We start from the raw sequence: 25,098 nt of genomic DNA on the forward strand, positions 1-25,098 counted from the left end.
GTATCCCCACCTATTTTTATTTGACTATTTATAGACATTTAGTCAAATATCTGATAGGTTTATTTTATTGAATTATTTGTATTTTGTAAATACATAAATGTTAGCTGTGATAAAAGGTCGAATTATACTAAATAAAGGGGAAAAGATATGGCAATAAAAAATAATATATTAATTCATGGATTTGTTGCACCGGGGTTTGAACTGGTAAAGGATGAGTTCATTAGAAACTTTAGTGAGAGAGGGGAAGTTGGAGCGGCCTTTTCTGTATACATTAATAATGAAGCAGTCGTTGATTTATGGGGTGGATATCGAGATCGACAAACTCGTGCAGAATGGGAAAAAGATACACTTGTTCAAGTGTTTTCAGCTACAAAAGGTTTTGCTGCATTGGCTTTAAGTTTAGCGCATTCGAGATGTTACATTAACTATGATGAGAAAGTGTGTTCATATTGGCCTGAGTTTGCTCAGAATGGAAAAGACAAAATAACCGTTAGACAGCTCTTAGCACATCAAGCTGGATTGTCACCTCTCAATGAACTTAAAATTGATATGTTAGAAGACTTAGATACCTCTCGTCTATCAAATTCCCTTGCTGCAAGCAAACCTGCTTGGGAGGTTGGGAAAATTCAAGGCTATCATGCCTGGACAATTGGAACCTTAATTGGAGAACTGATTAAAAGAACAGACCCTAAACATAGGACCCTAAAAGATTTCTTTCAAGAAGAAATCGCAGAACCTCTAAAAGCAGAGTTTTATATTGGTCTTCCTAAGGATATTTCTGAAGAGAAAATAACAACTATTGAAGGAATAAATCACCCTATTCAGTTACTTAAGGGGATGACAAAGTTACCTATAAAAATGTTACTTGGTTTTCTTAATACAAAGTCATTAGTAGCTAGAAGTTTAGTAGATCCAAAAAAATTCGTTGCAAATGATAATTTTAATCATCGTCCTATTTTATCTATAGAATTCCCTTCAGGAAATGGCGTGGGGCAAGTAAGAGCAATGGCGAAAATTTATGGTGCTTTTGCTAGTGGTGCAAAAACTCTCGGATTAAGGGAAGAAACAATAAATGAATTAAGGAAAAGAGCTATACCTCCGACATCAGGGTATTATGATCATGTGAATTGTATAAACATAGCCTATTCTTTGGGATTTTGGAAACACTTTTCAGATATGAAATTCGGGCGAAGTGAAAGCTCTTTTGGTCATCCAGGCGCAGGAGGATCATTCTGTTTTGCCGATCCAGATGAAAAGTTAGGTTATGCTTACGCGATGAACAAACATGGATTTGGCATGGCCAATGAACCAAGAGAACTTGCACTAAGAAAAGCCCTATACAGTTGCCTCTGAAAAAAGTGAAAATAGTTAGGGATATTTTCATTTTGTATGGTTTTTGGCTATGAATAGTAGAGTAAACATCAAATATTCAACAGTTTAAGTAAAGCGAGTCATCTTTTTATTTTAAGAAAAAAGATGACTCGCTTTATGCTGAAATTGGCTTAGCGTATATTTTCGTTAAAATGTGGGCGCGACCCCATGCCCATCAACTTAAGAAAACAGATTCACCCCAAAACGAAAAAATGAGCTTAATTCTCATATATAACTGTCGAGAGATAAAATTTTTGTTTTGGTGGTGCTTCAAAATATTAACTTGATGGCGATGTGTCTATACCCCTAATAGAATTTTATTCATTTCCTAGATTCCATAAAACGCCTAAAATCCCTACTTATATTTAAAGAAAGTAGGGATTTAAAGGCCGTGAATATTATTAACTACCTATGATTGGCATAGAATGCATATACTCCGAGCTTTCTACTTGTTTTACCATAAATGCTGCAATATCCTCACGAGCAATGTTAAAACTCATTTTCTTGTCTCCAAAGCCGACTTTGACTTTGCCTGTATAAGGTGAGTCTTTTGGAGCCATAAAACGAACAATAGTCCAGTCTAAATTTGCTGATTGAATAGCATCGGTAATAGCAATAATTTCTTTTTTTGCTTTTGAAAATAAAATTCCAGCCATAATCCCAGGAATTATGGTAATAAAGGAGCGGGCGTCCTTTGAATAATGCACACTCGGGGTAGCCCAGTCGATAATACGGGACACACCAAGCTCCTTCATAGCTTTGATTATATTTTTATGACCCTCTAAAGAATCCATTGATTTGTAAGTGAATTTCATAGAAACACCCAGTGCAATGATTACGGCATTACAGCCAGTAATGGCGTGCTTAATATTCTCATATTCATTAAGATCCCCTGGGAAAACTGTAAGCTTGTCGTGTGATAAATTCAATTTATGAGGATTACGAGCATAAGCGTTGACTTCATAGCCTTTTTCTAATGCATGTTTTACAACAAATTTACCGATGCCTCCAGTGGCACCAAATACAGCTATTTTCATTATACTTTCATTCCTTTAATTTTTTGTGGTTAATTGACAGTTCTAATTTACCAAAGTACAATAACTTCACACAAGTACAATTTTATTTGATACATAGTATCTTTTTAGATACTAAAGGGGGTTCTTTATGATAAATAAATATGATGAAAATAATATTACTACATGTCCAGTTGCTCCGGTGCAAAAGATTATTAGTGGGAAATGGAATATGGTAATTATTTATTTTTTGAGTCAAGGGACTATGCGATTTGGAGAACTTCAGCGAAAGCTGCCATATTTGACACAAGCAACACTTACAAAGCAACTTCGTAGTTTGGAAGAATATGGATTAGTCCATCGTGAAATATATAAGCAGATTCCACCCAAAGTTGAATATTCCTTAACAGAAATAGGAGTAAAATTTTTGCCTGTCTTGTCCTCATTAGAAGAATGGGCAATACAATATGAGCAGCATCGAACATCAAAAGTTTAAGCAAGATATTATAAGAATAATTATTACAGGGGTACCGCCCCATCGCTATCAAGCTAATATAAATTAGTATCCCTACAACGAAAAAAACGCTATTCTTTTTGTAGAAATATACAGAAAGGATGGCGTTTTTGATGAATCCTATTATTTCAAATGAACTAAATCTTTTCGCACAAGAGCTACAGTACCATTTATCTCCAGTAGTCCTACAAGATATTGCCAAACAAGTTGGCTTTGTACAGCGATCTAGTAAGTATCAAGCAAACGAACTAATTGCCCTTTGCGTATGGCTCAGTCAAGAAATTGCTAGCACATCACTTACAAAATTGTGTAGTCAGTTAGAAGCTTCCACTGGGGTACTTATGAGCTCAGAAGGACTGAATCAACGCTTTAATCGGGCAGCTGTCGCATTTCTTCGAGAAGTCTTTACTTCTCTTCTCACACAAAAACTCTGTTCAAATCACTCACTTTATGCACACGTGATCTCTACTTTCAATCGTATCCGTATTTTAGATGCAACAGTATTTCAACTGCCTGACCATTTCGCCGCTGACTATCAAGGTTCAGGTGGGAGTAGTAATACGGCAGGCGTGAAAATCCAATTGGAATATGATTTACTTAGTGGTCAATTTCTTAACGTGCAGCTTGGACCAGGAAAGAATAATGATAAAACATACGGTACCATCTGCCTTGAAACCGTAGAGGCGGATGATTTGTGTTTACGTGATCTTGGTTACTTCGATTTAGGAGACTTACAAACTATTCATGATAAAAAGGCTTACTATATCTCGCGGTTGAAGCTGAATACACGCATTTACATAAAGAACCCTGAGCCAGAATACTTCAACAACGGCACGTTAAAAAAGCAAACAGAATACATACAGCTTGATATGACACAAATGATGTCGAGCCTAACCCCTGGTGAAACGATAGAAATCTTTGAGGCATACATTGGACAAAATCAGAAGCTTCCAGCACGTGTCATTATCCATCGTTTAACCGATGATCAAACGCAAACACGCCTGAAAAACCAAGCGATACGTGAAAAGAAAAAAGGCATTGCCATGAAAGATAAAAGTAAACGTTTAATGGGTATGAATGTATATATCACGAACACGTCGCTAGAAGAAGTACCAACGAACCACGTGCACTCATTGTATTCACTTCGTTGGCAGATTGAAATTTTGTTTAAAACGTGGAAGTCATTTTTTAAAATTGATGCATGTAAAAATATTAAAAGAGAGCGCCTAGAGTGTCATTTATATGGACAACTCATCGGAATCCTCCTCTGTTCTTCTACGATGTTTCAAATGCGACAGTTTCTGCTTGAAAAAACAAATCAGGAGCTGAGTGAATACAAAGCGATTTATATGATTAAAGATTACTTTCCGTTACTGTTTCAAGCGATAGCCGTTGGCACAGAAGAACTTTTAAAAGTTCTGCATCGTCTTTATCTACTACTCAAAAAGAACGGTCGTAAATGTCATCGATATAAGAAGATGACCGTCTTTGATATTCTAGGGATTGTGTATAAAACGACGGTGAAGCATAGACAAGCTGCCTAGCGAAAAAATCACGTTTTAATAGGCTTCTTTAGCATGCCTACTTTTCTATCAATTGCTAGTTTTGAAACAAGGATCGTTTCACATCTAGAAATTTACTTGGTTAGCTTGATGGGCATGTGGCGGAACCCCTAATAAGCTTTAAAATTTCTTTCGTAGCTTCCTTAGAAGTATCTTCTTTTTCACAACCTATAACAACAGAACTAACTAATAGAGATGCTAAAATCGCTTTTTTCATAAATTACCCTCCACATTACTATGTGTTTATTAATCTTTAAACACAAAAACATCATATTATACATAATTTTCCATCGCTACTTAAAGTTAAGTCTTTAGCTATAAATATCGACACATTTCTCATTGGAAATCCAAGTTCAAACAACTGTGAAACATTTAAATAATCTTTGTTATGGAAACTTAGTTTTAAGTAGATTTTTATCTTGTGCTTAAAGTAAAATTAAGACAATTGTTCTAAGTAGAATCTTCAATATGGAACGAATCCGATGTTCTATAATGTAATATTTCAACTTAGAATAAGAAACAGATAAAAAGAAACAGATAAAAAAATTAGGAGAGGCGGAGGACGATTGAAGAAAAAAGCATTATTTGTTATGGGGGCTGCTGCAATTTTAACATTATCAGCATGCAGTGACGAAAAACCACAACCTGTAATTAATGTGGATGAAGTGAAAGAGAAAGTATCCAAAAAAGAAAGTAAAGAAACTTCTGGAGACAAAACCGGATTTAATGTAATTGAGCAACAAAAAAAGATTGGTGGAGGCACGTTTAATGTAGATAAATCTCTATCAGGTATTGATGCAATCGATGTTACAGAATTAAAAGACGGGATAATATTGGCTACTGAGTCTGGAGATACCTTTAAATATGTATTTAGTGATAAAAAGAAATGGAAGAATCCTGTAACATTTGATAATTCAAATTACACAAGTGATGAAGTGAAAGGGAATAGATATTTTGTAAAAAAAGAATCGAAGTTACATGTAAAAGAATATACAGTGGGTGATCCGACCGGGAACACAGTCACTAAGGATGGCATTCCATTCGAAGAGCACCAATCACGGATTGACCTTATAAAAACTTCAAAAGGTCCAGGTGCTCTAATAAGTAATTCTAAAACAAATAAGTACGAACTTTACTTAAACGACAAGCGCGTTGCAGACTTCACAGATGAAAAGCATCTGCTTCCAGAATATCTTGGTTTAAGAGAGAACCCTCTAGATATCAACAAATATGCGGACATTGAAAATCAAAAATTATATGTTTCGTACCAGTTAGCAGATAGAAGTTATATTTATCAGTTCGATATGAAAACTGGGAAACCATTGTTTGAAAATGGAAAACTTAAAGAAGTATTAATAGGACCAAACGCGAAAATTTTAGGTGATAACAACGGAAATATCTATGTAATGGAAGAAAGTGAAACGATTACAATAACAGCATACGATAAAAACTTAAAACCTTTAACAGAGAAGTTTGAGGTTCCTGTTAAAAATCCTGCACTAACAACATTCACTATCGCTGATGATGAATTACACATTTGGAGCTCATATGAGTTCGAACTAGAACCAATGCTAGAATTAACGAGAGTATCTATTCCTAGCTTCGGAAAAAAATGATATAAAAATACTAAGTTGAAATGTAAAAAAACTTGTAGAGGTTGCTAGAGAAGTGGAGATGGATTCTCGAGTTCGCAAGTGTTTGGTGAAGGTATGGAATGGCAACATTCAAAATCATTTATTTATGGGTGAGTATATGGGGTCACCATACATGCCCATCAGCTTAAGAGATTTTAATACCCTTAAATACCAAAAAACGTTATCCTTTCTAAATAAACTAAATTAGAAAGGATGACGTTTTCTTATGCATTTTTCGATTCAAGATGAATTACAATCATTTGCGGAAGAATTACAACGATATGTTACACCTGTATTCTTAGAAGAACTTGCAAGAGAAATCGGATTTATAAAACGAAAACGTAAGTTTTCTGGTTCAGACTTAGCTACTATTTGCATTTGGATCAGTCAACGAGTAGCAAGTGATCCCTTGGTTCGATTATGTAGTAGGCTTCATGCAGCGACAGGCACTTTACTCAGCCCTGAGGGCTTAAATAAACGTTTAAATGCGAAAGCAGTTTTGTTTTTAAAACATATTTTTTCTTTACTGTTAGAACAAAAAGTATGTGAACAAACACAAATTTCTAACCACCTCTTTTCTTATTTTGGACGAATCCGTATCCTAAATGCCACCGTATTTCAAGTGCCAAATGCTTTAGAGAATGTATATCCAGGCTCTGGAGGGTGTGCCCAAACAGCTGGAATCAAAATTCAACTAGAATATGATCTGCACAGTGGGGAATTTCTTAACTTTCAAGTTGGACCAGGAAAAAATAATGACAAAACATTTGGTACGGAATGCTTAGATACCTTACGACCAGGAGATTTATGTATTCGTGATTTGGGTTATTTTTCATTGGAAGACTTAGATCAAATGGATCAACGAGGTACATACTATATTTCTCGTTTAAAATTAAATACAAATGTATATGTGAAAAATCCAAACCCGGAATACTTTAAAAATGGTGCAATAAAAAAACAATCGGAATACAAACAAGTTGATGTGAAACAGATTTTAAATCAACTACAGCCTGGAGAAACATTTGAATTAAAACATGCTTATATTGGTGATAAACAACAACTGTTTTCACGCGTTATTTTTAATCGATTAACAGAAAAACAACTTCAAAAAGACGAGCGAAAATCTTGGAGAAAGAAAAATCCAAAAATAGAACGTACTCAGAGAAAAGTAAAATGGTAGCGGGATTAAACGTGTACGTGACGAATACACCTTGGGAATGGGTTCCGATGGAACAGGTACATGAGTTATATACTTTGCGTTGGCAAATAGAGATTGTCTTTAAAACGTGGAAATCACTCTTCAAAATAGACCATTATCGTAATGTAAAACAAGAACGATTAGAGTGCCACTTATATGGAAAGCTAATCGCTATTTTCCTGTGCTCCTCTACTATGTTTAAAATGCGTCAACTTCTTTTACAAAAGAAGAAAAGAGAATTAAGCGAATATAAAGCGATAGGAATGATTCAAGATTATCTATATCTTTTGTATCAAGCTATACAGAAAGACACTCAAGAAATAACAAAGATTCTAATCCGTCTATTCCACCTACTACAGAAAAATGGGCGGAAATCTCATCGATATGAGAAGAAAACTGTCTTTGATATTATGGGTGTTGTCTATGAGTATAGTAGACTTAGAAAACAAAAAAAAGCTGCATAATTTAAAAAACACAACCTGTTAGGGTTTATTTGGTATGCGTATTTTTAAAATATACTCCTATTTTAAGAATGTTTTAACCTAGCTGGACGAAAGTTCAGTTTGTTTCCATCCTTAAGTTGATGGGCATGTGGCGTTACCCCACATCCATCAACTTAAGGATTTAGACTATTTTTGAAGTTAAAAGCACGTTACTATTTTCTTATGTTAATGAGAAAGGGTGACGTGCTTTTTATGAATATGCACCAAAAACAAGAGTTATCTTTATTTGCCGAAGAGCTATATCGATATATGTCTCCCGCTACACTTAATCAATTAGCTATAGAAGCAGGCGGAATGAAACGAAAACGCAAGTGCCACGGGCACCATTTCTTATCTTTGTGTGTATGGTTAAATCAACAAATCGCTACTACCTCTCTTACCCAACTTTGTAGTCAATTAGAAACTTCAACAGGAATTTTATTAAGTCCGGAGGGACTTAATCGACGATTTAATTCGGCTTCAGTAGCCTTCTTTCGCACTGTATTTACTACACTTCTACAAGCTAAAATTGGAGGAGTATCTAAGATTTCTCATTCTCTTTCTTCTTATTTTGAACGGATTCTCGTCCTTGATTCTACAACTTTCCAAGTTCCAGATCGATTCGCAACTACTTATCCTGGTGCCGGAGGATGTAGTCATACAGCTGGTGTGAAAATTCAACTAGAGTATGACTTATTGAGTGGAAAATTTTCTGATGTGGAAATTGAACCAGGAAAACGAAGTGATCAGGCATATAGTGCGACTCGAACAGGCATGGCACAAAAGAATGAACTATATATTCGTGACTTAGGATATTTTCGTCTACAAGACTTTAAGTCTATTCAAGATAAGCAAGGATATTATTTATCGCGTCTTAAGTTACCAACTAAAATATATAGAAAAGAATTCGAAACAGTGGTATTTAAAACAAAACCCGCTCAATTGAGACCGGTATATATACAAATTCATTTGGAAGACATCATGAAACAATTACAACCTGGCCAAGTGTATGAATTACATGATGTATATGTAGGGAGTAAAGACAAACTGCCTACTCGCATTGTGGTTTATAGATGTACTGAGGAGCAAAAACAGAAACGACTACGTGATCGAGCTATTCGCGAAAAGAAAAAAGGAATTACATATACAGAGCGTACAAAACTTTTACAAGGTATTAAGGTATATATGACAAACATTCCTATGGAATGGGTACCAAAAGAGAAAATTTATGATCTATATTCACTACGTTGGCAAATTGAGCTGTTATTTAAAATATGGAAATCTTGGTTTCAAATTCATCGTTGTAAATCTATTAAACAAGAACGATTAGAATGTCACCTTTATGGGCAACTCATTAGTATTCTATTATGCTCTTCTACTATGTTTAAAATGCGAGAACTCCTGTTACGCAAGAAACAGAAAGAGCTAAGTGAATATAAAGCGATGTACATAATTAAGGATTATTTTTTACTTTTTTACCAAGCATTACACAAAAACACCCAAGAATTATCAAAGGTTCTCCTTCGTCTGTTTAACCTCCTACAGCACAACGGACGAAAATCTCATCGATATGAGAAAAAGACAGTCTTTGATATTTTGGGTGTTGTTTATGAGTATACCACTTCTACTCATCAGGTAGCATAGTAAAAAAATTGAAGCCCGTCAGGGTTTATTTGATATGCCCACTTTTATAAAATCTATAAAAGATAATAAAAAACTATATGGAAAGACCGCATTTTGTATAAAAATATACCTTAAGTTGATGGATGTGTGGCGTTACCCCTATAGATACTTCCTTTATATAATAAATATTTTATCATAAGTAAATATTATTATTAAAATAATAAATATATATTTTACCTATTTTTAATTTACCCTTAAAGTAAAGGAAACAATATAGATGGAGCGTCCCTGTTTATATGACTTCAACATTTGTTTTTGATAATGCAGAAGTAGGAGCACAACACTTCACAGGAGAAGATCCAGGATTTATGTATTCACACCTGGGGAATCCAAATGTAAGAGAACTGGAATCTGGAAAAATCCAACTAGATAAAGAAGGTGTAAAAATGCTAAACCCATTGGCTTTAGAATTAAATCATGTCATTGAAGAACGGAATAAACCAGTATATGAAATGTTTTCAATGTTAGGAAAATCCTTGTATTTCCCCAAAGGGATTGTCAGCCAAGCTGGAGAGGCAAGGGGGAAAGCGGACCGATTCAATGCAACAATCGGGATGGCTTCAGAGGGTGGACAACCCATGTATATAGATGTGATTCATAAAAACCTTTCCTCATATAATCCGAAAGACCTGTATCCGTATGCACCACCCGCGGGAAAACAGGAGCTGCGTGAGGTTTGGAGAAAAAAGCTTCTAAAGGATAATCCTTCCCTTGAAGGAAAAGAATTTGGTACCCCGATTGTGACGAATGGGCTGACCCATGGCTTGAGTATCGTATCCGACCTGTTTGTGGAAAAAGGCGATTCGATTATACTGCCAGATAAGTATTGGGATAACTATCATATACTTTTCAACATCCGCCACGACTGTGGGACCGTGACCTATCCTTTATTTACGGAAACAAACAAATTTAATGTAGAAGGTATGCTGAAGGCCCTTTTATCCTGCAAAAATGGTAAAGCGATTCTTGTGCTTAATTTTCCGAATAATCCTACCGGGTATACTCCTACGGTGAAAGAGGCAGAAGGAATTCTTGATGCCATCAAGCAGGCAGCGGATCTTGGGGTTAATATTGTTGCTGTTATGGATGATGCTTATTTTGGATTATATTACGAAGATTCAATCAAGGAATCTATATTTGCTCGTTTAGTAGGATTACACCCGAATGTCCTCCCAATTAAAATTGATGGGGCAACGAAAGAAGAGTATGCTTGGGGTTTTCGTGTTGGGTTTCTCACATTTGGAATTCAGGATCCTCTGGTTTTAGAAGCGTTGGAGAAAAAGACGATGGGTTCCATTCGAAGTACCATCTCATGCAGTCCACACCTTTCCCAAACAATCATTTTGGATGCCTTGTTACATCCTGAATTTGAAATGCAGCGCAAGGAGAGAAATAAAGTAATGGAAGACAGGGCCAGACGAGTCAAAGAGATCTTAGCTGACGGGAAATATGCGGATGAATTTGAACCTTATCCATTCAACTCAGGATATTTCGTATGCCTTCGCATAAAACATTCTGATGCTGAAACACTAAGGATCCACTTGCTCAATCAGTACGGAGTGGGTACCATCTCCCTTGCCAAGACAGACCTTCGAATTGCATTTTCCTGTGTGGAATTAAAGGACCTAGACCGCCTTTTTGAACTTATCTATCAGTCTTGTAAAGAATTGAATCAATGTTATATAAAGCTATGATATTTCAGAAGTTTTTCCTGAAGCATACCTCGTTGGAGAAGGAAATAATTGATTTTTGGATTGAGACCATATTTTAGTTATTCCATTATAGGGCGCGATTGTTGAAGATCAAAGGTAGAAAATTATCAAACTTTTTTATAAAACTGGAACTTAAATATGTTAGAAAAGAATCTATTTTGATCAATCCTTTTTTCAAAATAGATTCTTTTTACTTACCATAAAATACGGGTTTATGAGATATTTTTGATCAAACTTTATTCCAAACCAGTTTATCCTTAAAAAGATATTATGATTTACTATAAACAAACCACAGCGATTACGGACTCAAACCCTTCTATTAATATATAATTTTTACACATCTAGAAAAATTGAACCCTGGTGCTTATTAAAATAAGAAATACTCGTCCTAGGAATAAAGGAAAACCACATTTTCAAAATCCAAATAGAGAATAATATAGCACTATGGCTCACCTACTATGATACGATTATAAAAATGAAATATCAAAAGGAGTTAATATTATATGTTAAACGAAATTGCAACAAAGCCACTTTTTATATTGTAGCAATAGACATTGTAATCAATCCCTACTCAATAAATTTCATATTCATCTAATATGTCTTTCAGTTCAAACCAATCATCATCTTCAAAAACATTGTCGAGTTTCGATAACTTAAATTTCAATTTCTGTGCAAAAATATAAATGCTATCAGCCAGTTCAATTAATTGGTTATTATCTAGCTTATAAAGCGTATCTCCATATAAATATTGCCAAACATATTCTGTTACTTCTTCATCTTGTTCAGGCGAGTTTTCTATACATTTTATGATATAAATAAAATCTTCTTTAATCTTTTCGTGTACTTCTTCTAATACTAATTTTTTTGGTATCTGTATTTGATTTTCAGTTAGCGATTGTATTAATTTTTCTTTTTGTTTTTTACTCAAACTATCGCTATTAAACTTAGTTTTTAAATCAATTAATCGATCGTATTCGGTATTGATTAAATTTATAATTTTTTTCTGATTAACTTTAAGAAAATCAATATCGCTATCAGTATAAATCCCGTCTGTATTAATCCTTCTAATTAAACTGTTTATATTCTTACCAATATAATTTATTTCTTTAGTTAAATCTCTATAAACTTTCATATCAACATTAAGTTTAAAATGTGTTTTTGCTGAATCAATAACAAAAGCTGAAGTTGATTTATATCCCAATTCTACAGCTTTATTTTTTATCATTTCTTTATCTTTTTCATCTAAAGTTATTTGCAAATATGTTTTATGAATAAACCCCATAATTTCACCACCAATTTTATAAATTAATCGAGCAAAGCGACAATAAATATATAAGTGATTTTGCAAAAAATCGCTTATATATTTGTAAAGGTCGTAGGAATCTCCTACCAAGTCAAAAACAACGTTTTTGGGGATTACCATGGTAATCCCGTAGCTTGCCCATTTACTAATACCCCAAAATCGTAACACCTTTTCCAGTTATGTGTCATAATATGTTAAACATTTCATAAGGAAATTGGTATGGAAATGGTGAATATAGATGATACACAAAGATTGCAATGGAATTTGTAGCACAAATCTTTAAATTATCGGCACAAGCCTTATTACATGTTTGAAAATCATTAACAAATTTACAAGAAAATAAAAAATGACCTACAGAAGATAATATTCTTGATGAAAACCCAAAAATTAGTAAACAAGAAATCAACGAACTTATTAAAAAGAAGAATAAAAATGATGGTGTAATTGCTTTAAACATAATGTCACAAATTATGTTTAAAGCAGCACTGGAATCAATACGAAATATCCTAGAAGATATGACAGTTAGTTTAATAGCCACTGACATTTTCAGCAGGAAACAATTATTTTATCTACTTTGAGTAGTTAATTTATTCTAAACAAAAATGGACTTCCTTCTCTTTATGCATTATGCTGGTCAAATTTATTACGAAAGCATTGAATTTCTTTACTTGTTCATCCATTAAAATCCTTTTATTTTAATGTTGGTCTAGCCAATAAGCAAATAATTCGCTAACACTTATGTTATGGCTTTTTGCAATTCTACGAGCTTTTTCCTTATGAGATGGTGTGAACATAAGTGACATTTGTTCCTTTTTTTCTTTCCCTTGTGGAATATTAATTTCAGGATTTTTAGGAAGCTTTAACCATCTCATATTCCACACCTCAACTCCAATTTCTACAAAGGAATCTGTTAGCTCCCACTTAATACCTTCACTTCTATGCTCTATAATCACTCCTTTTTCATTAATCCACTTCTCTCCAACCTCAGTAATTGCTAACATTTGTTGAGTATTTCTCATTTCCACTCTCTCCTTCTCTAATGAGATAACTATTTTTCATCTACAATATTGACTTACAAATCCTTTAAACTTAATCTCCTTCGAGATAAGGAAAATAGTCCAATGTTTGAAAAAGAAATAATCCATATGCATATATTATCACCAAACGAACACTAGCTCTATAAGAACTTAAAATATATTAAATATCTAACTTTTTTACTTATTTAGTTAGTATATCTAACTTTTATGGTATGTAGATGACTTAATAACTATACTCGCACTATGAGAACATTAGGACAAACTATTAAATATTTTAGAAAAAAGACAGGGTTAATCCAAGAAGATTTTGCTGAAAAATATGGATTTAGTCATGGACAAATGAAGCATTGGGAAACAGATCGACATCAGCCGGATGTTGAGAGCATCAAAACTTTAGCATCGATTTTCCGCATTTCTACAGACACACTTCTCAACTTCGAGAACGAGCAAGATGATGCATTATTATCATTGCTACAAAAAGACGTCAAAAAAGCTTATGAGGGGCTTGATGGTCGTCAGAAAGGACGTTTTGCAAAACAAGTTTCGTTGTATGTGAAAATGCTGCATGAAAACAAAGATATACTATGATTTGATTTCATAATAAAAGAAATCATTTCCATTTATCCGAAGGGACTTTACATAATTTTATATTATTTCCAAAGAGAGCTTAAGCTCTCTTTTTTTATTTACATTCAACAAAATATGGCATAATTTGTTGAATGTTTGATACGATAAGATCGAATATCTTACATTATATATACAAAAGTAGGAAGAAATTCGTCATAATCCCTCCATATGTTAATTATTTCATAAAATATTTTAAATCTATAAATTTCCCTGTATAATTTTTGTAAGAATCTTAATCTTTAGAAACGGAGTGAAAAATATGAAAAGTTTTGGTACCTTAGTAATTTCTACCGTCCTTTCAGCAGCCTTATTATATTATAATATCGATTCCTTTTATAATAAGTTCACATCAGGGAATACATATTACTGGGTAAACGGTATCCTAGCTGCTGGATTTCTTATATCCTTAATTATCAACATAAAAGATATCATCAAGAAAAACTACACAACTTCTGAATCGAATTAAGGAGCCTATTATGTTTCCTTTTTCTATGAAAAATAAAAAAGCAGCGGATTCGCTACTTTAATTCTTTAGCTTTAGCATAAATAGTAGAGCGTGGGACACCAGTCATTTTAAAAATATCATTCACACTTAAACCATTTTCTTTTCTATTAAAAAATAAGTTCATGGCTTGTTTCACTTGTTTTTCATCCTGCCCTTTACGTCCCATATGTTTGCCCATCGCTTTAGCCCTTTCTCGGCCTTCAGATGTTCTTTCATTAATTAAATCTCTTTCAAACTCAGCAATAGCCCCTAGCATAGTAAACATCAATTTACCTGCAGGTGTCGAAAAATCTATTTGTTCTTTAAGAAATACCACCGCTATTCCTCGATCAGCTAATTCATTTGCAATCTTATGTAAGTCGAATATTGATCTAGCTAAACGGTCTATTTTACAAACAACAAATTTATCTCCATCTCTCATATACTCTAATGCTTTTTGCAATTCTTCTCGATCGCTATTAGCTCCACTGTATTTTTCAGAATATATTTTGTCACATCCATAATCTGTTAACATTTCAATTTGCGCATCTAAATTTTGATCTTTTGTACTTACCCTTGCATAACCAACAATAGCCATCCAAATCACCTCAAAATAGTCTAAAAGTCTTAAGAATTATATACTTTCATTTTAGACTATCTTCTAGACATTAACAACTATCCATTTACCAAGTTTTTAATCTATAAATTTTAATTGTACAAAAGGATCAACTTTTAGACGGGGAAGTAAGACATTTATTTTCGTTCGTTTGTTTTGTTATCTTTCCTTAACAACAAACAAGACGCCACCCAGATCACGGCAGCGCCTCCGAAAATTGATATTTGTTTAATCAAGCTTATTTATCTTCACGTCAATTATATTTTTCTTTGTCTCCATACCCCATTCTCTTTACGATAAGTATTTTTGCCATTCATGAAGTCAGCTGTATTACCAGGAATTCTATATTTTTTATCCTTTTTCTTTGCCTTCTTCTTCAGACTTTTCTCTTCTTGAACAGTTTGCAAATCCGCCTTCCATTGTTTTAACAAATCCTTTTCACGTCGCATCGAATTTGTGCCCCTTGGTTTAAATGTGAATCCAATAATTAGATTCTTCCTATTTATATACTCATTTAAACCAAATGTCCATTTTGTACAAAATAAAGAGCACCTTACGATTGCAGGTGCTCAAATATATGAAGTGGGGCTACCCCATACTCCAACATATGCTTGTCCTTATTAAAAAGTGCAAAATAAAAAGAGTACCCGTCATTAGGTACCCTTCAACAAATAAGTATCGCGCTCCAAGTTTCATCTCATATGATAACTCGTCCCACGAATTCATCATATGCTTGTCTTATTAAAATGTTCACTGGTTTAATGTGTAATTTCTACATAACAAAGAAAAAAGCACCCGTTATGGATGCTTTTGGATTATCCTAAGAAGACAGTTGTCGCAATCTTTACAGCAAGTCCCTTCATTACTTCAAATGGGATATTCCCGCCTTTTTCTGCAATAGTTTGTTTCAATTTATTCCACACTGTATCATTCTTAATTGCATCTAAGAACTCATGACCATCCCATGTTATAGTGCTATGAATCCACATAGGAGAATTATCACCATAGAATATCTTATTTTCTGTAAAACCAGCTTGTTCTAATAAATTCAAGTGATAAACTGCTACCTTCCTATCAATATCAGATGGAATATTCAATTCCTTGCTATTATCATCTTGTTCCTCAATAATTACCAGCAACTTTCTAACTAACTCCATATCCCTTTTCATTTGCAATTCCCCTTTTAAATTTAATTATCCTCATTTATAAATTGTAGCATTATTTACCATTAGAGAAAAAAACAAAAAGCCACCACCGAAGTGACAGCTTTCAAGGGGATGAGAGAAACCTTCACGAAAGGGGAATTTCGAAATGAATCAATTTAAGAGTAAATTTCTTACTCTTTTCCAAGCCACCGCATCATGAAATTTTTTAGCTCTAATTAGCTACGTGCTTTACGTTCGGTGGCTAGAAGAAGACTAAGAATATTCTCGTTTATCCTCCGTAGAGTCGGTCAATAATCCAGCTGTCCCGTGCCTTCGCTGACCAATTTCGTTTACGAAACAGAATAATTTATATCAAGACGTGTACATTTCTTCCGACGCCTTGTTTGAACCAATATACAAGGAGGACAGATAGGGCTCTGCCTATATTGGCTCAAACAAAGAGCGGAAGCTCTCTGCTCGTTTTGTTGTTTAAAAGAAGAACCTTGACTTACATTAGTTATTATCGTGAGCAATCCCTTATAAGTTAATTGTTACTTCTCTTATAACATGCAGTTCATTCAATCGAACGAACCATCATCCCATTGGCAAAACGATCTAGTTTAAACATAGAAATCAAGAAATCACATGACAGATGTGTTTTTACTACCTATGAGCCTACAAACGAAAGGCGGCACGCTTATACACTCATCGAGAAGTAAAACAGCATGACGAATGCGAGTCATCCCACACCCGCCACACTGGAATATGTCATTGTTAATCTTTTAAGGGAATCTTACCACCCTCACCACGGATTCCTACCGCCCCTGCCCGCCCTCTCGCCGGTACACGTTAAGGAGTGCTAACCCTCTCGTAATGAGGTTGTATCTATAATTTACCGTTATTTTCATTTGCAAAAACTCCCCAAAAAATATGCTATTTCTCTGCTTTTTCTCTACCATTTTTAAATGATTCCTAATGTAGTAGCGATCAGTTTAATGGCACTTTTCTTCTTCTCGTAGAAGTATGAGTTCTTCATCATCAATTCGTTTTGTACGAATGAATCTTTAACTGGTTTATTATCTAGAAACTTCATAGTAATAATGTTTCTTTCATCTTCATCCAGAATGTTATTTAACGCTTTTTCAATTTGTTGTACCTTCATCCTACTTGTTACCCTTGAATCATGTAATTCAGGAAATAAACTGATTCCCTCTTGCTCCACTTCATTACTAAACCGCATCTTAAGTGCTCTATATTCTTTTAAAATGCTTACTACTTCCTTTTGTACTTTCTTATCATCGATAGCCGGTAATAATGTTAATTGTGTTTCCATGAAGGAATCCCCCTATATCAAATTTTGGTTTTTACATTCACATCAGGTACGTGAAATTTTACTATCTCTTCGTTGAATAAGGGAAACATGCATAGCTAGTAGCCCCCACCATCCACTCTGCATGGTTCCGTTATCCATTAAGCCTTTAATGATTTACGTTTCTTGTTGGCTATCTTCTCTTTAGCTGCTTCGATGTTATTTGCTACTTTCTTATGGTCCTGATCAAATTGAATCATGCCATCAAACATAACTAGAGCTACTGCTTCATCAACGTATTGCAAGTAATCAACTGGCGCTCGTTCTGTCTGTTCCACTAAGTACCCGTAAATATCAAAGTCCGCTCTTGGTATGGACTTCTTACCTTTTGGCTGCTGCGACATCCTTACGTATGATTGAATGACTGATAGTGGTACTACAAATACTGACTTGTCCTTACTGAACTCTATAAGGAAGAAACATATTGCTCCCACCTTCTCTGCTTTCTCCAGGTAATCCAATTAGTGCTGCGCGATGTTCTTTAAATCAAATCGTCCGGGATTCTCTGTAGATTTTGCTTCAAATGCTATAGCTCGTCCTTTATACACGCCGTCATAGTCTACTGTACTCTTAGCTTCATAGTAACCACTTAATACACGGCCACCTTTACTTTTTAACACCTTCACAGGAGTCGGACGCTTGTTTATAAGCGCCACTCCCCCTCTTTGATACATTTCATTCGCTAGATTGATAAGCATCTCAAATGCCATTCCACGGTTACCTAGTCCCATTGTTATTTCCTCACTTTCTATTAGAAGGATTATTTTATTAAGTTTCTACCAAATGGTAATTAATATATAATTAAACTATTCAAATCTTAGGTGGTGAAGCAAATGACTGATACGATCCGAATTGTTCTTTTCACTCTTGTAGGAATAAGTGCCGTATTTTCTGTAATTAAAGAATTTCAAAAAACAGAAAAAAGAAAATTTTGGATTACATTCGAAACTTTGATTCTAATCGGGGCAGCTTGGATGTTAATAGGGCTTCTCATGTAACCTACATAATTAATAAACCCCCTGAATAAAACCCAATATTCCGTCAATACTGTATATGACATTAGATTTTCTCCTTGTTCCCCCTTGGAGAACCGAGCAGTTAGCTTTTGCTAGCTGCTCTTTTGTTTTCTGCAATTGGTTACATTTATCTGATGCTCTTAACGTAATATTACGTTAGAATATAAAATAGTGAAATATATTGAGCTGTTATACCATTACCCTAGGAAACTAGGGTTTTTATTTCTACAAAATGAAATTTTTGTATTAATCTTCATCATCTAATCGAATCAATCGCAACCGCTTTGTACTGTTACCACACACTTTTTCATAACTTGGAGCTAACATGCACCTAAGCCAATCTAATGATTTATTTGCCTTTTCACTAACTTCTAATATTGTCCCCTCTGTAATAAACTGATCACCTTGATACAATGCATATACTCGCTTGTCCCATGGAATCATTCTTATTCCCCCATAGATTTATATTTTTCAAACTTCCCATTCTTCCGGAGAATATTCACTAACTGCCTGATAGTCGTCTCCGTTCTCCCTAAAGATAAAGCGATTCCCTTCACCTTTCCGAATCCATAATACTTACATATGTAGGCTAATTCTTTCGTTGTGTACGGTTTCTTATGATTCGGATGGTAATCGGGATGGTACTTCATTCTGCCCTGTGCATCGTATTGAACTTCCACCCTGATTACTTTCCTTTCAAATAGCGTTGTTATTCAATTGCCATTTTCACTTTTTCTCGTTCCACAATTCGATATGCAATATTTCATATTTCATTATCTCAATATCACTTTATTAGATATAACTTTATATAAATGAGTTTCTATAACGCGGCAAATCAGCATTTGTAATTTAATTCCTTATTTAAAATATCTAGAATATTATTTTAAACACTATATTCGGATAGTTATATTGGAATTTCTTGCTCTACACATCCATATAAGTTTTGTGTATTATGTAGCAGAAGAGTAATTAAAAGACTTACTCTTTGCTATTGAGGGAAGAGCCTGAGAGCCATATCAGGCTCTTCTTTGTTTATATACCACGTAATCAAATAACGCTTTTGTTTGACTTTAGTCCTTATATAAGATGACTAGACACTAACATTTTTCTGTAGTACAATTCCTATCAGAAAAATATTAGGAGATATATTTATGACTTTTGAAGATAATCGTAAATTAGGCATTCAACAAGGATGTATAGTAATAACAGATCAATCGCAATATCTTGTTGTTAAAAAAAATGAAAATTATTCTTTATTAAACATCGCAACTGCGGAATGCATAAACTTTGAAGTTTCACTTGAACATCTTAAAGAAATGGTTCAAGTAGATTTAAAAGAAAAAATTCAAGATATCATTCCACCAGAGAATATTAAAATCGTAGCTCAAAACAGAATATAAAATAGATTTTCAAAGAGCACTTTCGATAGTGCTCTTTTTTCATGAACAGTTTCAAATAACTATTTTATTTAAATATCCACTCCTTTAATTAAATAATAGTAGATAATTGCCATATTCCTCTTAAATACTCAATGAATATATTAATAAGACATTTAATAATTAGGAGGCGAAATTCATGCACCATTTTAAACAAGATCCACATATACCTTTTCCATGCGCTTTCCCTTTACCAGAAATTGGACCAGCTGGACCTACTGGTAGCACGGGTCCCACTGGTGCTACTGGAATCACCGGACCTACTGGGATTGGAACACCAGGACCTACTGGGCCTACTGGAATTACTGGGATTGGAACACCGGGACCTACTGGACCTACCGGGCCTACTGGATTTAATCTTCCTGCTGGACCTGCTTCTATTACCTTGACTTCTAACGACACTACTGCATGCGTATCCACCCAAGGAAATAATACTTTATTTTTTTCGGGTCAAGTATTAGTAAACGGTATTCCTACTCCAGGAGTAGTAGTCAGCTTTTCATTTAGTAACCCAGCTCTTGCTTTCATGGTTCCTCTTGCTGTTATCACAAACGCTTCAGGTAACTTTACTTCTGTATTTCTAGCGGCTAATGGACCTGGAACAGTAACTGTTACTGCTTCACTACTTGATTCTCCAGGAACAATGGCTAGCGTCACTATTACCATAGTAAATTGTCCATAATGGATGGACTAAGAAATCTATAGTAAGATGTGCACTGTAAATCAGTGCTCTTTTTTCATTTGGATATTCCTTTCAAATGAAGTCTTTAATTTAAACTTTCTTAATAAAATTCAAATTCGATTATTTATCAAAAACTTAAAATATATAAATGCTACATAAAACACCTATTAAGATTGCTGTGATTCGCACTTTTTATCTCACGAACGTTATATACTCAAAGTGCGATAAGCCATAATCGTTCTCCATGAAATATCTCTCTTATACAACTATTAGTTATGCCTCGGGCGAGGAGCAATCCTGTCACCTTTCTTAATCTTGATTACCTCATAATTTACTGATTTGGTAACATTAAAGTCGTTATCCCCAGCAAATACTCTCTTTAACACCCTCGGGCGTATTCAATGATTGAAATATTATCTGCAATCACCCTAACCTCTCCTCTAAATCCACTATCAATAGTTCCTAAAGCTACTCGTAACTTTGTATCACGCGTCATACCGCTACGCGGTCTCACTTGCATTTCATACCCTGGTGGAATTTCAAAAGCCAGGCCTGTAGGTATTACCTTTGTTTCTCCTGGATTAATAATGACATCTTCTGCTGCAACTAGATCAAAACCGCTATCCCCTGGTTTCGCATATTTTGGCAGTTCCACATCTTTCACTCGCTTAATTTTCACTCTCAATTTCATTTTTCCCGCTCCTTATAAGTAACTTTTCAACTTCTCTTTCTGCTTCTTCAATACTTCCAAGGAAAGTTTCGTCTTCCGCTTCTCGTTATCCAATCCCACCAAGTGATATTCCATCTTACGAATCTCGCTCTCTACTACTTCGATTTCACTTTGTACCTGCACCGCAGTTTCTTTTTTCATTACTTACCTCCCTTTGCATCGCTAATTAACTTAGTGATTTCGAAAACTAAATTTCCCACTGCTTCCATTACTCTTCATCTCCTTTCAATAACCGCCTAAGTTCCTCACATGACCCCTCATATAAATCACGGCCATCAGGTAATTTAAATACATGCCTATCAATCAACCGTTCTATTAACCTGTCTTGCTCGCTCATGCTACCTCCTGATTTGTTTCTTTTTGTACTTGCGTGGTGGTTTTGTCGCTGCTTCGTACGGATTCATATTCCTTTTAACTCTTTGATAAAATGCTTTATTACTAATCCCGTTCGATTCCGCTAAAGGGATGTACTCTTCGAATCCTTTTGGTGCAGTAGCTGCCCGATATGGCGTCATGCCGTTACGTTTTCGTCTGTAAAAGGTGGATTCACTAATCCCATTTTTCTCAGCTAATTTCAGTAATTTTTTATTCTTTTCATTTCCTTCCCAGCTCGTACCGACTGGTGTCGTTATAGCACGTTCCAAACTCCAATCCAGCCCCTCCATTCGTTGATCTACATTTTTCTTGCTAACGCCAATTTCCACAGCCTTTGCATAATCTTTTAATGTTGGCTTCTCCATTTGCTCCCTCCTAATCCAGTGACATAATTTCATCTCGTGTACGATTAGAAATATTTACCTTAATTTTCTGAATATACTTACCATGTTCTTTCACCGCCATGCTCCATGCTTCGTCTTTTGTTTCAACATCGAACCAGTCTATTTTTTGTCGCTCGTCCTGGTCATAAAAGTGAACTTCATACGTTATGACGTTATGCTGTAAGAACCTATCAGCCGTGCTTGTTGCCGTATAATCAAAACTGCCTACAACATCCTCCAGTGTTAGTTGTTTCATGCCCCTAATCCCATTGGACGAGATTTGATTTTATTCTTATCGGCCTGATCCATAATCAATGCTGCGATTTCTAATTGGTGTCTTCCTAACTCTTTTGCGATTTCAAGGATTCCTTTATCTTCCTTCCACATTTCTTGTAATCGAATTACTTCGCTTTCATCAAACACCAGGTCCAATTCTTCTAGAGCAATATATAAGTTACGACGCGATTTCTTCATGTACTTTCCCTGCTGCAATGCCATTGTGTAATTTTCCTTCTCCAAACCCGTTCCAAGTCGTGGCATCCCATTTCCCCTCCAGCTGTAATTTATGAATTTCTCTTAAATCCGCCATAACGGCATGGCGTCTTCTATCCACCTCTTCTGGACTGCGATTCCCTGCTTCGCAAATACATGGTGCGAATTGATACATACCCATTCCGATACCGTTCTGAATTACTCCCGTTCCGTTACATGCACACATCTTAACTCCCCCTTTTAAAATGGCAATGCTTTTCTTCTATAATCCTTTGTATCTTTGAAAACTAACGCCCTAAATTTATTGAAGATACGTGATACAATCCTTTCGTCATACGCACCCTCTAAACGCTCTCCTGTAAGGTTCGTTGTGAAGATAGTAGATTTACCCTGCCTTCCATCGAAAACATCAAATAACACCCTATTAATGAAGTTTGTTGCTTTTGTATTGGCATCTAATGCACCTAACTCCGCTCCTAAATCATCGACTATTAATATTTCTGCACTTACTAGGCTTCGTATAATTGCATCTTCAGTTAATGTAGAATCTTTACTGAACGTACTTTTTATTTTCCGTAGCAATTCGCCAACTGTAACGAAGACAGCTGACTTCCCTGCTCCTGCAAGCTGATCTGCGATAGCATAAGCAAGATGTGTTTTTCCAGCTCCACAATTTCCGGCCATAATCGTGTTAAACACTTTTCCGTTGAGATAATCCGTTGCGATTACCTTTGCAAATTCAAGGTTCTTTGCTCCTTCATCGCTAGTAGGTTGGTAATTATCAAAGTTAGCTTTCTTAATGTTGCTATCAGCAATCATGCTCTGTTGGTGGAACATGAATTTCTTCTCATTCGCTTTATCTGCATCGTATTTTGCTTGTTCCTGCTGCTGAAGCTTTTTACTTTCGTTTTCAAGGAAGCATCGAGGGCAAACAACTTGTCCGCCGAACTTCATCTTATTCATGCCATGTGTATCACACACATCAGAATCCATAGTCATATTCACCTTTTTGGCTATATCTGTTGGTATTGCTGCCGCCGCTCTCTGCATTGTTTTTCGCTCCTTTTTTAGAATTCATTTGAATAGTTAGTTGGTCGAACTTCTCACGTAGCTTTTTAGGAGATAAAATGTTACCTTGCCAGAATGGATCAGCTTGGCACCAATCAATAACATCCTTAATCTCTTGTAGTTCACGATTGTCCTTTTCGCGCATTAATCTAAAGTCGTTAGCCCAAGAATCGAAGTTAGGTTCTTTTTGTTTAGGATTATTCCCTTTAATTTTTTCAAATAGATACTTAGCCCCGTTGGTGTCGCAAGTTTCAAACTTGTGACGAGAAGGTTTTTCCTTTGTAGTAATCTTTGTTGTAGTCTCTGTAGTAATCTCTGTTAAAGAATTAACCCTTTCGGTAAGTTCCATTTCACCCAAAGGGGGATTTGGATTTTCCCCAAAGGTCAAAATGGATTTTACCCTTTGGGTAACTTCGGAAATATTCAACTTAATATGATTAGTAGGAGCACCATTGAATTTGAATTTTTGAACTTCCACAAGCCCTTTACTTATAAGGATTTTAATTGCCCTGTCATATTGCTTAGGTGTGATTCGAATTTCTTCTTTCCAATCCTCACGGCTTTTAGCTAACCAAAACTCTCCGTTCTTCTTAACTCGCAATTTACTTTTTCCCTGTTCGTTAGGCATGTACCAATAAACGATTTGGCCTAACAAAATTCCAGCAATTAAATCTTCAGTTATATCAACATAAGCGAGTCGCACCATATATCCGCTTCTTGCAAATGTTTCTAGTTGAAATATGTTGCTACTCATTTAGTTCACCTTCTTCATCCAACATTCATAACTCACTAAATCTTCCATTCCTGTAAACCGAATCTTATCTTTACCTCTGAATTTACCTTCATGATAAAAAGTTTTTTCTGCTCTATACACTCGCTTGATTGGCGTTACGTAGTCATAACCTCGTTTTTCCAAATCACGAACTGCTGTTAACATTTCCTTCATTGATCCATGTCTTATCGGTACCTGGAACATCATGCATTCTCCCTTTCGCATACCGCCATGTCGCCTTGAATTTTGATTATTTTATATCCTGGATAGCGATCAGGAGTAATGTACTCAATGGCTTTTGCTTTCGCCTCTTTTTCATTTCGTGCGCCCTTCCACACCCACGCCGGAAGGACGACTTTTGATTGGTTTTTATCTAACATAGGTTTTTCACTCC

The 25,098-nt window shown here is 35.1% G+C and carries 32 protein-coding genes and 3 pseudogenes; 11 read left to right on the plus strand and 24 right to left on the minus strand.

The window, feature by feature from the left end; translation table 11 throughout:
- The first annotated feature begins 147 nt into the window (after nt 1-147).
- Nucleotides 148-1,353 carry a serine hydrolase domain-containing protein gene (locus ACTFNE_RS25635; RefSeq protein WP_439998476.1) on the plus strand — a complete coding sequence of 402 codons (1,206 nt, stop codon included), beginning with the start codon at nt 148-150 and terminating at the stop codon, nt 1,351-1,353.
- A 419-nt stretch (nt 1,354-1,772) separates the two neighbouring features.
- On the opposite strand, the gene ACTFNE_RS25640 is transcribed toward ACTFNE_RS25635, so the two are convergent.
- Nucleotides 1,773-2,408 (minus strand): NAD(P)-dependent oxidoreductase, encoded by a 636-nt coding sequence (locus ACTFNE_RS25640; protein WP_439998478.1) that lies wholly within the window; start codon nt 2,406-2,408, stop codon nt 1,773-1,775.
- Nucleotides 2,409-2,535: 127 nt separating this feature from the next.
- Here ACTFNE_RS25640 and ACTFNE_RS25645 point away from each other — a divergent pair, with 127 nt between their 5' ends.
- Nucleotides 2,536-2,880, plus strand: coding sequence for a winged helix-turn-helix transcriptional regulator (locus ACTFNE_RS25645; RefSeq protein ID WP_439998480.1), 345 nt, complete (start codon nt 2,536-2,538; stop codon nt 2,878-2,880).
- Nucleotides 2,881-3,011: 131 nt separating this feature from the next.
- Nucleotides 3,012-4,442: an IS4 family transposase gene (locus ACTFNE_RS25650; protein WP_439998482.1), complete on the plus strand. Its 1,431-nt coding sequence runs from the start codon at nt 3,012-3,014 to the stop codon at nt 4,440-4,442.
- 100 nt (nt 4,443-4,542) lie between these two features.
- Here the strand turns inward: ACTFNE_RS25650 and ACTFNE_RS25655 are convergent, their stop codons facing one another.
- The gene (locus tag ACTFNE_RS25655; RefSeq protein WP_439998484.1) at nt 4,543-4,677 is read right to left on the minus strand and encodes a hypothetical protein; all 135 of its coding nucleotides are present in this window, start codon (nt 4,675-4,677) and stop codon (nt 4,543-4,545) included.
- Between the two features lie 349 nt (nt 4,678-5,026).
- Here ACTFNE_RS25655 and ACTFNE_RS25660 point away from each other — a divergent pair, with 349 nt between their 5' ends.
- The 4 genes and pseudogenes from ACTFNE_RS25660 (at nt 5,027) to ACTFNE_RS25675 (ending at nt 11,151) form a co-directional block, all read left to right on the plus strand.
- Complete coding sequence (locus ACTFNE_RS25660) at nt 5,027-6,076, plus strand: hypothetical protein (protein WP_439998486.1); 1,050 nt, start codon at nt 5,027-5,029, stop codon at nt 6,074-6,076.
- 244 nt (nt 6,077-6,320) lie between these two features.
- A pseudogene (locus tag ACTFNE_RS25665) lies at nt 6,321-7,756 on the plus strand (IS4 family transposase).
- Nucleotides 7,757-7,987: 231 nt separating this feature from the next.
- The gene (locus ACTFNE_RS25670) at nt 7,988-9,418 is read left to right on the plus strand and encodes an IS4 family transposase (protein WP_439998488.1); all 1,431 of its coding nucleotides are present in this window, start codon (nt 7,988-7,990) and stop codon (nt 9,416-9,418) included.
- Between the two features lie 275 nt (nt 9,419-9,693).
- The gene (locus ACTFNE_RS25675) at nt 9,694-11,151 is read left to right on the plus strand and encodes an aminotransferase class I/II-fold pyridoxal phosphate-dependent enzyme (RefSeq protein ID WP_439998490.1); all 1,458 of its coding nucleotides are present in this window, start codon (nt 9,694-9,696) and stop codon (nt 11,149-11,151) included.
- Nucleotides 11,152-11,740: 589 nt separating this feature from the next.
- On the opposite strand, the gene ACTFNE_RS25680 is transcribed toward ACTFNE_RS25675, so the two are convergent.
- Together ACTFNE_RS25680 and ACTFNE_RS25685 are read right to left on the minus strand one after the other, a co-directional pair.
- Complete coding sequence (locus ACTFNE_RS25680; protein ID WP_439998558.1) at nt 11,741-12,451, minus strand: hypothetical protein; 711 nt, start codon at nt 12,449-12,451, stop codon at nt 11,741-11,743.
- Nucleotides 12,452-13,167: 716 nt separating this feature from the next.
- A complete protein-coding gene (locus tag ACTFNE_RS25685; RefSeq protein ID WP_062922882.1) occupies nt 13,168-13,491 on the minus strand; it encodes a hypothetical protein in 324 nt (107 codons plus the stop codon).
- Nucleotides 13,492-13,752: 261 nt separating this feature from the next.
- Here ACTFNE_RS25685 and ACTFNE_RS25690 point away from each other — a divergent pair, with 261 nt between their 5' ends.
- Together ACTFNE_RS25690 and ACTFNE_RS25695 are read left to right on the plus strand one after the other, a co-directional pair.
- Nucleotides 13,753-14,097 carry a helix-turn-helix domain-containing protein gene (locus ACTFNE_RS25690; protein ID WP_439998492.1) on the plus strand — a complete coding sequence of 115 codons (345 nt, stop codon included), beginning with the start codon at nt 13,753-13,755 and terminating at the stop codon, nt 14,095-14,097.
- A gap of 298 nt (nt 14,098-14,395) precedes the next feature.
- Nucleotides 14,396-14,602: a hypothetical protein gene (locus tag ACTFNE_RS25695; protein WP_439998494.1), complete on the plus strand. Its 207-nt coding sequence runs from the start codon at nt 14,396-14,398 to the stop codon at nt 14,600-14,602.
- A gap of 52 nt (nt 14,603-14,654) precedes the next feature.
- On the opposite strand, the gene ACTFNE_RS25700 is transcribed toward ACTFNE_RS25695, so the two are convergent.
- The 5 genes and pseudogenes from ACTFNE_RS25700 to ACTFNE_RS25720 form a co-directional block, all read right to left on the minus strand.
- Complete coding sequence (locus tag ACTFNE_RS25700; RefSeq protein WP_439998496.1) at nt 14,655-15,218, minus strand: recombinase family protein; 564 nt, start codon at nt 15,216-15,218, stop codon at nt 14,655-14,657.
- A gap of 275 nt (nt 15,219-15,493) precedes the next feature.
- Nucleotides 15,494-15,685: a hypothetical protein gene (locus ACTFNE_RS25705; protein ID WP_439998498.1), complete on the minus strand. Its 192-nt coding sequence runs from the start codon at nt 15,683-15,685 to the stop codon at nt 15,494-15,496.
- A gap of 366 nt (nt 15,686-16,051) precedes the next feature.
- Nucleotides 16,052-16,405 (minus strand): DUF2513 domain-containing protein, encoded by a 354-nt coding sequence (locus ACTFNE_RS25710; RefSeq protein ID WP_439998499.1) that lies wholly within the window; start codon nt 16,403-16,405, stop codon nt 16,052-16,054.
- Between the two features lie 937 nt (nt 16,406-17,342).
- The gene (locus ACTFNE_RS25715; protein ID WP_439998501.1) at nt 17,343-17,714 is read right to left on the minus strand and encodes an ArpU family phage packaging/lysis transcriptional regulator; all 372 of its coding nucleotides are present in this window, start codon (nt 17,712-17,714) and stop codon (nt 17,343-17,345) included.
- A 137-nt stretch (nt 17,715-17,851) separates the two neighbouring features.
- A pseudogene (locus ACTFNE_RS25720) lies at nt 17,852-18,481 on the minus strand (Holliday junction resolvase RecU).
- Between the two features lie 102 nt (nt 18,482-18,583).
- On the opposite strand from ACTFNE_RS25720, the gene ACTFNE_RS25725 reads away from it, so the two are divergent.
- The gene (locus ACTFNE_RS25725; RefSeq protein ID WP_439998503.1) at nt 18,584-18,748 is read left to right on the plus strand and encodes a hypothetical protein; all 165 of its coding nucleotides are present in this window, start codon (nt 18,584-18,586) and stop codon (nt 18,746-18,748) included.
- A gap of 264 nt (nt 18,749-19,012) precedes the next feature.
- On the opposite strand, the gene ACTFNE_RS25730 is transcribed toward ACTFNE_RS25725, so the two are convergent.
- Both ACTFNE_RS25730 and ACTFNE_RS25735 read right to left on the minus strand, forming a co-directional pair.
- Nucleotides 19,013-19,210: a hypothetical protein gene (locus tag ACTFNE_RS25730; RefSeq protein WP_242215736.1), complete on the minus strand. Its 198-nt coding sequence runs from the start codon at nt 19,208-19,210 to the stop codon at nt 19,013-19,015.
- A gap of 2 nt (nt 19,211-19,212) precedes the next feature.
- On the minus strand, nt 19,213-19,446 hold the full coding sequence (locus tag ACTFNE_RS25735; protein WP_439998504.1) for a DNA-entry nuclease: 234 nt from the start codon (nt 19,444-19,446) through the stop codon (nt 19,213-19,215).
- Nucleotides 19,447-19,917: 471 nt separating this feature from the next.
- Between ACTFNE_RS25735 and ACTFNE_RS25740 the strand changes: the two genes are divergently transcribed.
- Nucleotides 19,918-20,166: a hypothetical protein gene (locus ACTFNE_RS25740; RefSeq protein ID WP_439998506.1), complete on the plus strand. Its 249-nt coding sequence runs from the start codon at nt 19,918-19,920 to the stop codon at nt 20,164-20,166.
- A 159-nt stretch (nt 20,167-20,325) separates the two neighbouring features.
- On the opposite strand, the gene ACTFNE_RS25745 is transcribed toward ACTFNE_RS25740, so the two are convergent.
- The 13 genes and pseudogenes from ACTFNE_RS25745 to ACTFNE_RS25805 all read right to left on the minus strand — a co-directional run bounded on the left by ACTFNE_RS25745 (nt 20,326) and on the right by ACTFNE_RS25805 (nt 25,084).
- Complete coding sequence (locus ACTFNE_RS25745; protein WP_439998508.1) at nt 20,326-20,622, minus strand: hypothetical protein; 297 nt, start codon at nt 20,620-20,622, stop codon at nt 20,326-20,328.
- A 30-nt stretch (nt 20,623-20,652) separates the two neighbouring features.
- Nucleotides 20,653-20,868, minus strand: coding sequence for a hypothetical protein (locus ACTFNE_RS25750; RefSeq protein ID WP_439022752.1), 216 nt, complete (start codon nt 20,866-20,868; stop codon nt 20,653-20,655).
- Between the two features lie 285 nt (nt 20,869-21,153).
- Nucleotides 21,154-21,575, minus strand: a pseudogene (locus tag ACTFNE_RS25755) (dUTP diphosphatase).
- A 12-nt stretch (nt 21,576-21,587) separates the two neighbouring features.
- Nucleotides 21,588-21,755: a hypothetical protein gene (locus tag ACTFNE_RS25760; RefSeq protein WP_242305780.1), complete on the minus strand. Its 168-nt coding sequence runs from the start codon at nt 21,753-21,755 to the stop codon at nt 21,588-21,590.
- A 67-nt stretch (nt 21,756-21,822) separates the two neighbouring features.
- Nucleotides 21,823-21,951, minus strand: a complete 129-nt coding sequence (fbpA, locus tag ACTFNE_RS25765) for a Fur-regulated basic protein FbpA (protein ID WP_098663747.1) — start codon at nt 21,949-21,951, stop codon at nt 21,823-21,825.
- A gap of 1 nt (nt 21,952) precedes the next feature.
- The gene (locus ACTFNE_RS25770; RefSeq protein ID WP_439998511.1) at nt 21,953-22,354 is read right to left on the minus strand and encodes a hypothetical protein; all 402 of its coding nucleotides are present in this window, start codon (nt 22,352-22,354) and stop codon (nt 21,953-21,955) included.
- A 10-nt stretch (nt 22,355-22,364) separates the two neighbouring features.
- Nucleotides 22,365-22,628: a hypothetical protein gene (locus tag ACTFNE_RS25775; protein WP_439998512.1), complete on the minus strand. Its 264-nt coding sequence runs from the start codon at nt 22,626-22,628 to the stop codon at nt 22,365-22,367.
- On the minus strand, nt 22,625-22,870 hold the full coding sequence (locus ACTFNE_RS25780; protein WP_139303974.1) for a helix-turn-helix domain containing protein: 246 nt from the start codon (nt 22,868-22,870) through the stop codon (nt 22,625-22,627). The genes ACTFNE_RS25775 and ACTFNE_RS25780 overlap by 4 nt, the downstream gene beginning before the upstream one ends.
- Nucleotides 22,827-23,090 (minus strand): hypothetical protein, encoded by a 264-nt coding sequence (locus tag ACTFNE_RS25785; protein ID WP_439998514.1) that lies wholly within the window; start codon nt 23,088-23,090, stop codon nt 22,827-22,829. Before ACTFNE_RS25785 ends, ACTFNE_RS25780 begins: the two co-directional genes overlap by 44 nt.
- Before the next feature lie 14 nt (nt 23,091-23,104).
- Entirely contained in the window at nt 23,105-23,863 is a 759-nt protein-coding gene (locus ACTFNE_RS25790) for an ATP-binding protein (protein WP_439998560.1), read from the minus strand.
- On the minus strand, nt 23,847-24,686 hold the full coding sequence (locus tag ACTFNE_RS25795; RefSeq protein WP_439998516.1) for a conserved phage C-terminal domain-containing protein: 840 nt from the start codon (nt 24,684-24,686) through the stop codon (nt 23,847-23,849). Before ACTFNE_RS25795 ends, ACTFNE_RS25790 begins: the two co-directional genes overlap by 17 nt.
- Nucleotides 24,687-24,908: a hypothetical protein gene (locus ACTFNE_RS25800; protein ID WP_439998518.1), complete on the minus strand. Its 222-nt coding sequence runs from the start codon at nt 24,906-24,908 to the stop codon at nt 24,687-24,689.
- On the minus strand, nt 24,908-25,084 hold the full coding sequence (locus ACTFNE_RS25805) for a hypothetical protein (RefSeq protein WP_439998520.1): 177 nt from the start codon (nt 25,082-25,084) through the stop codon (nt 24,908-24,910). The genes ACTFNE_RS25800 and ACTFNE_RS25805 overlap by 1 nt, the downstream gene beginning before the upstream one ends.
- Nucleotides 25,085-25,098: the final 14 nt, after the last annotated feature.

The sequence above is a fragment of the Bacillus cereus group sp. MYBKT111-2 genome (assembly GCF_051915205.1).
Taxonomy (GTDB): domain Bacteria; phylum Bacillota; class Bacilli; order Bacillales; family Bacillaceae_G; genus Bacillus_A; species Bacillus_A paranthracis.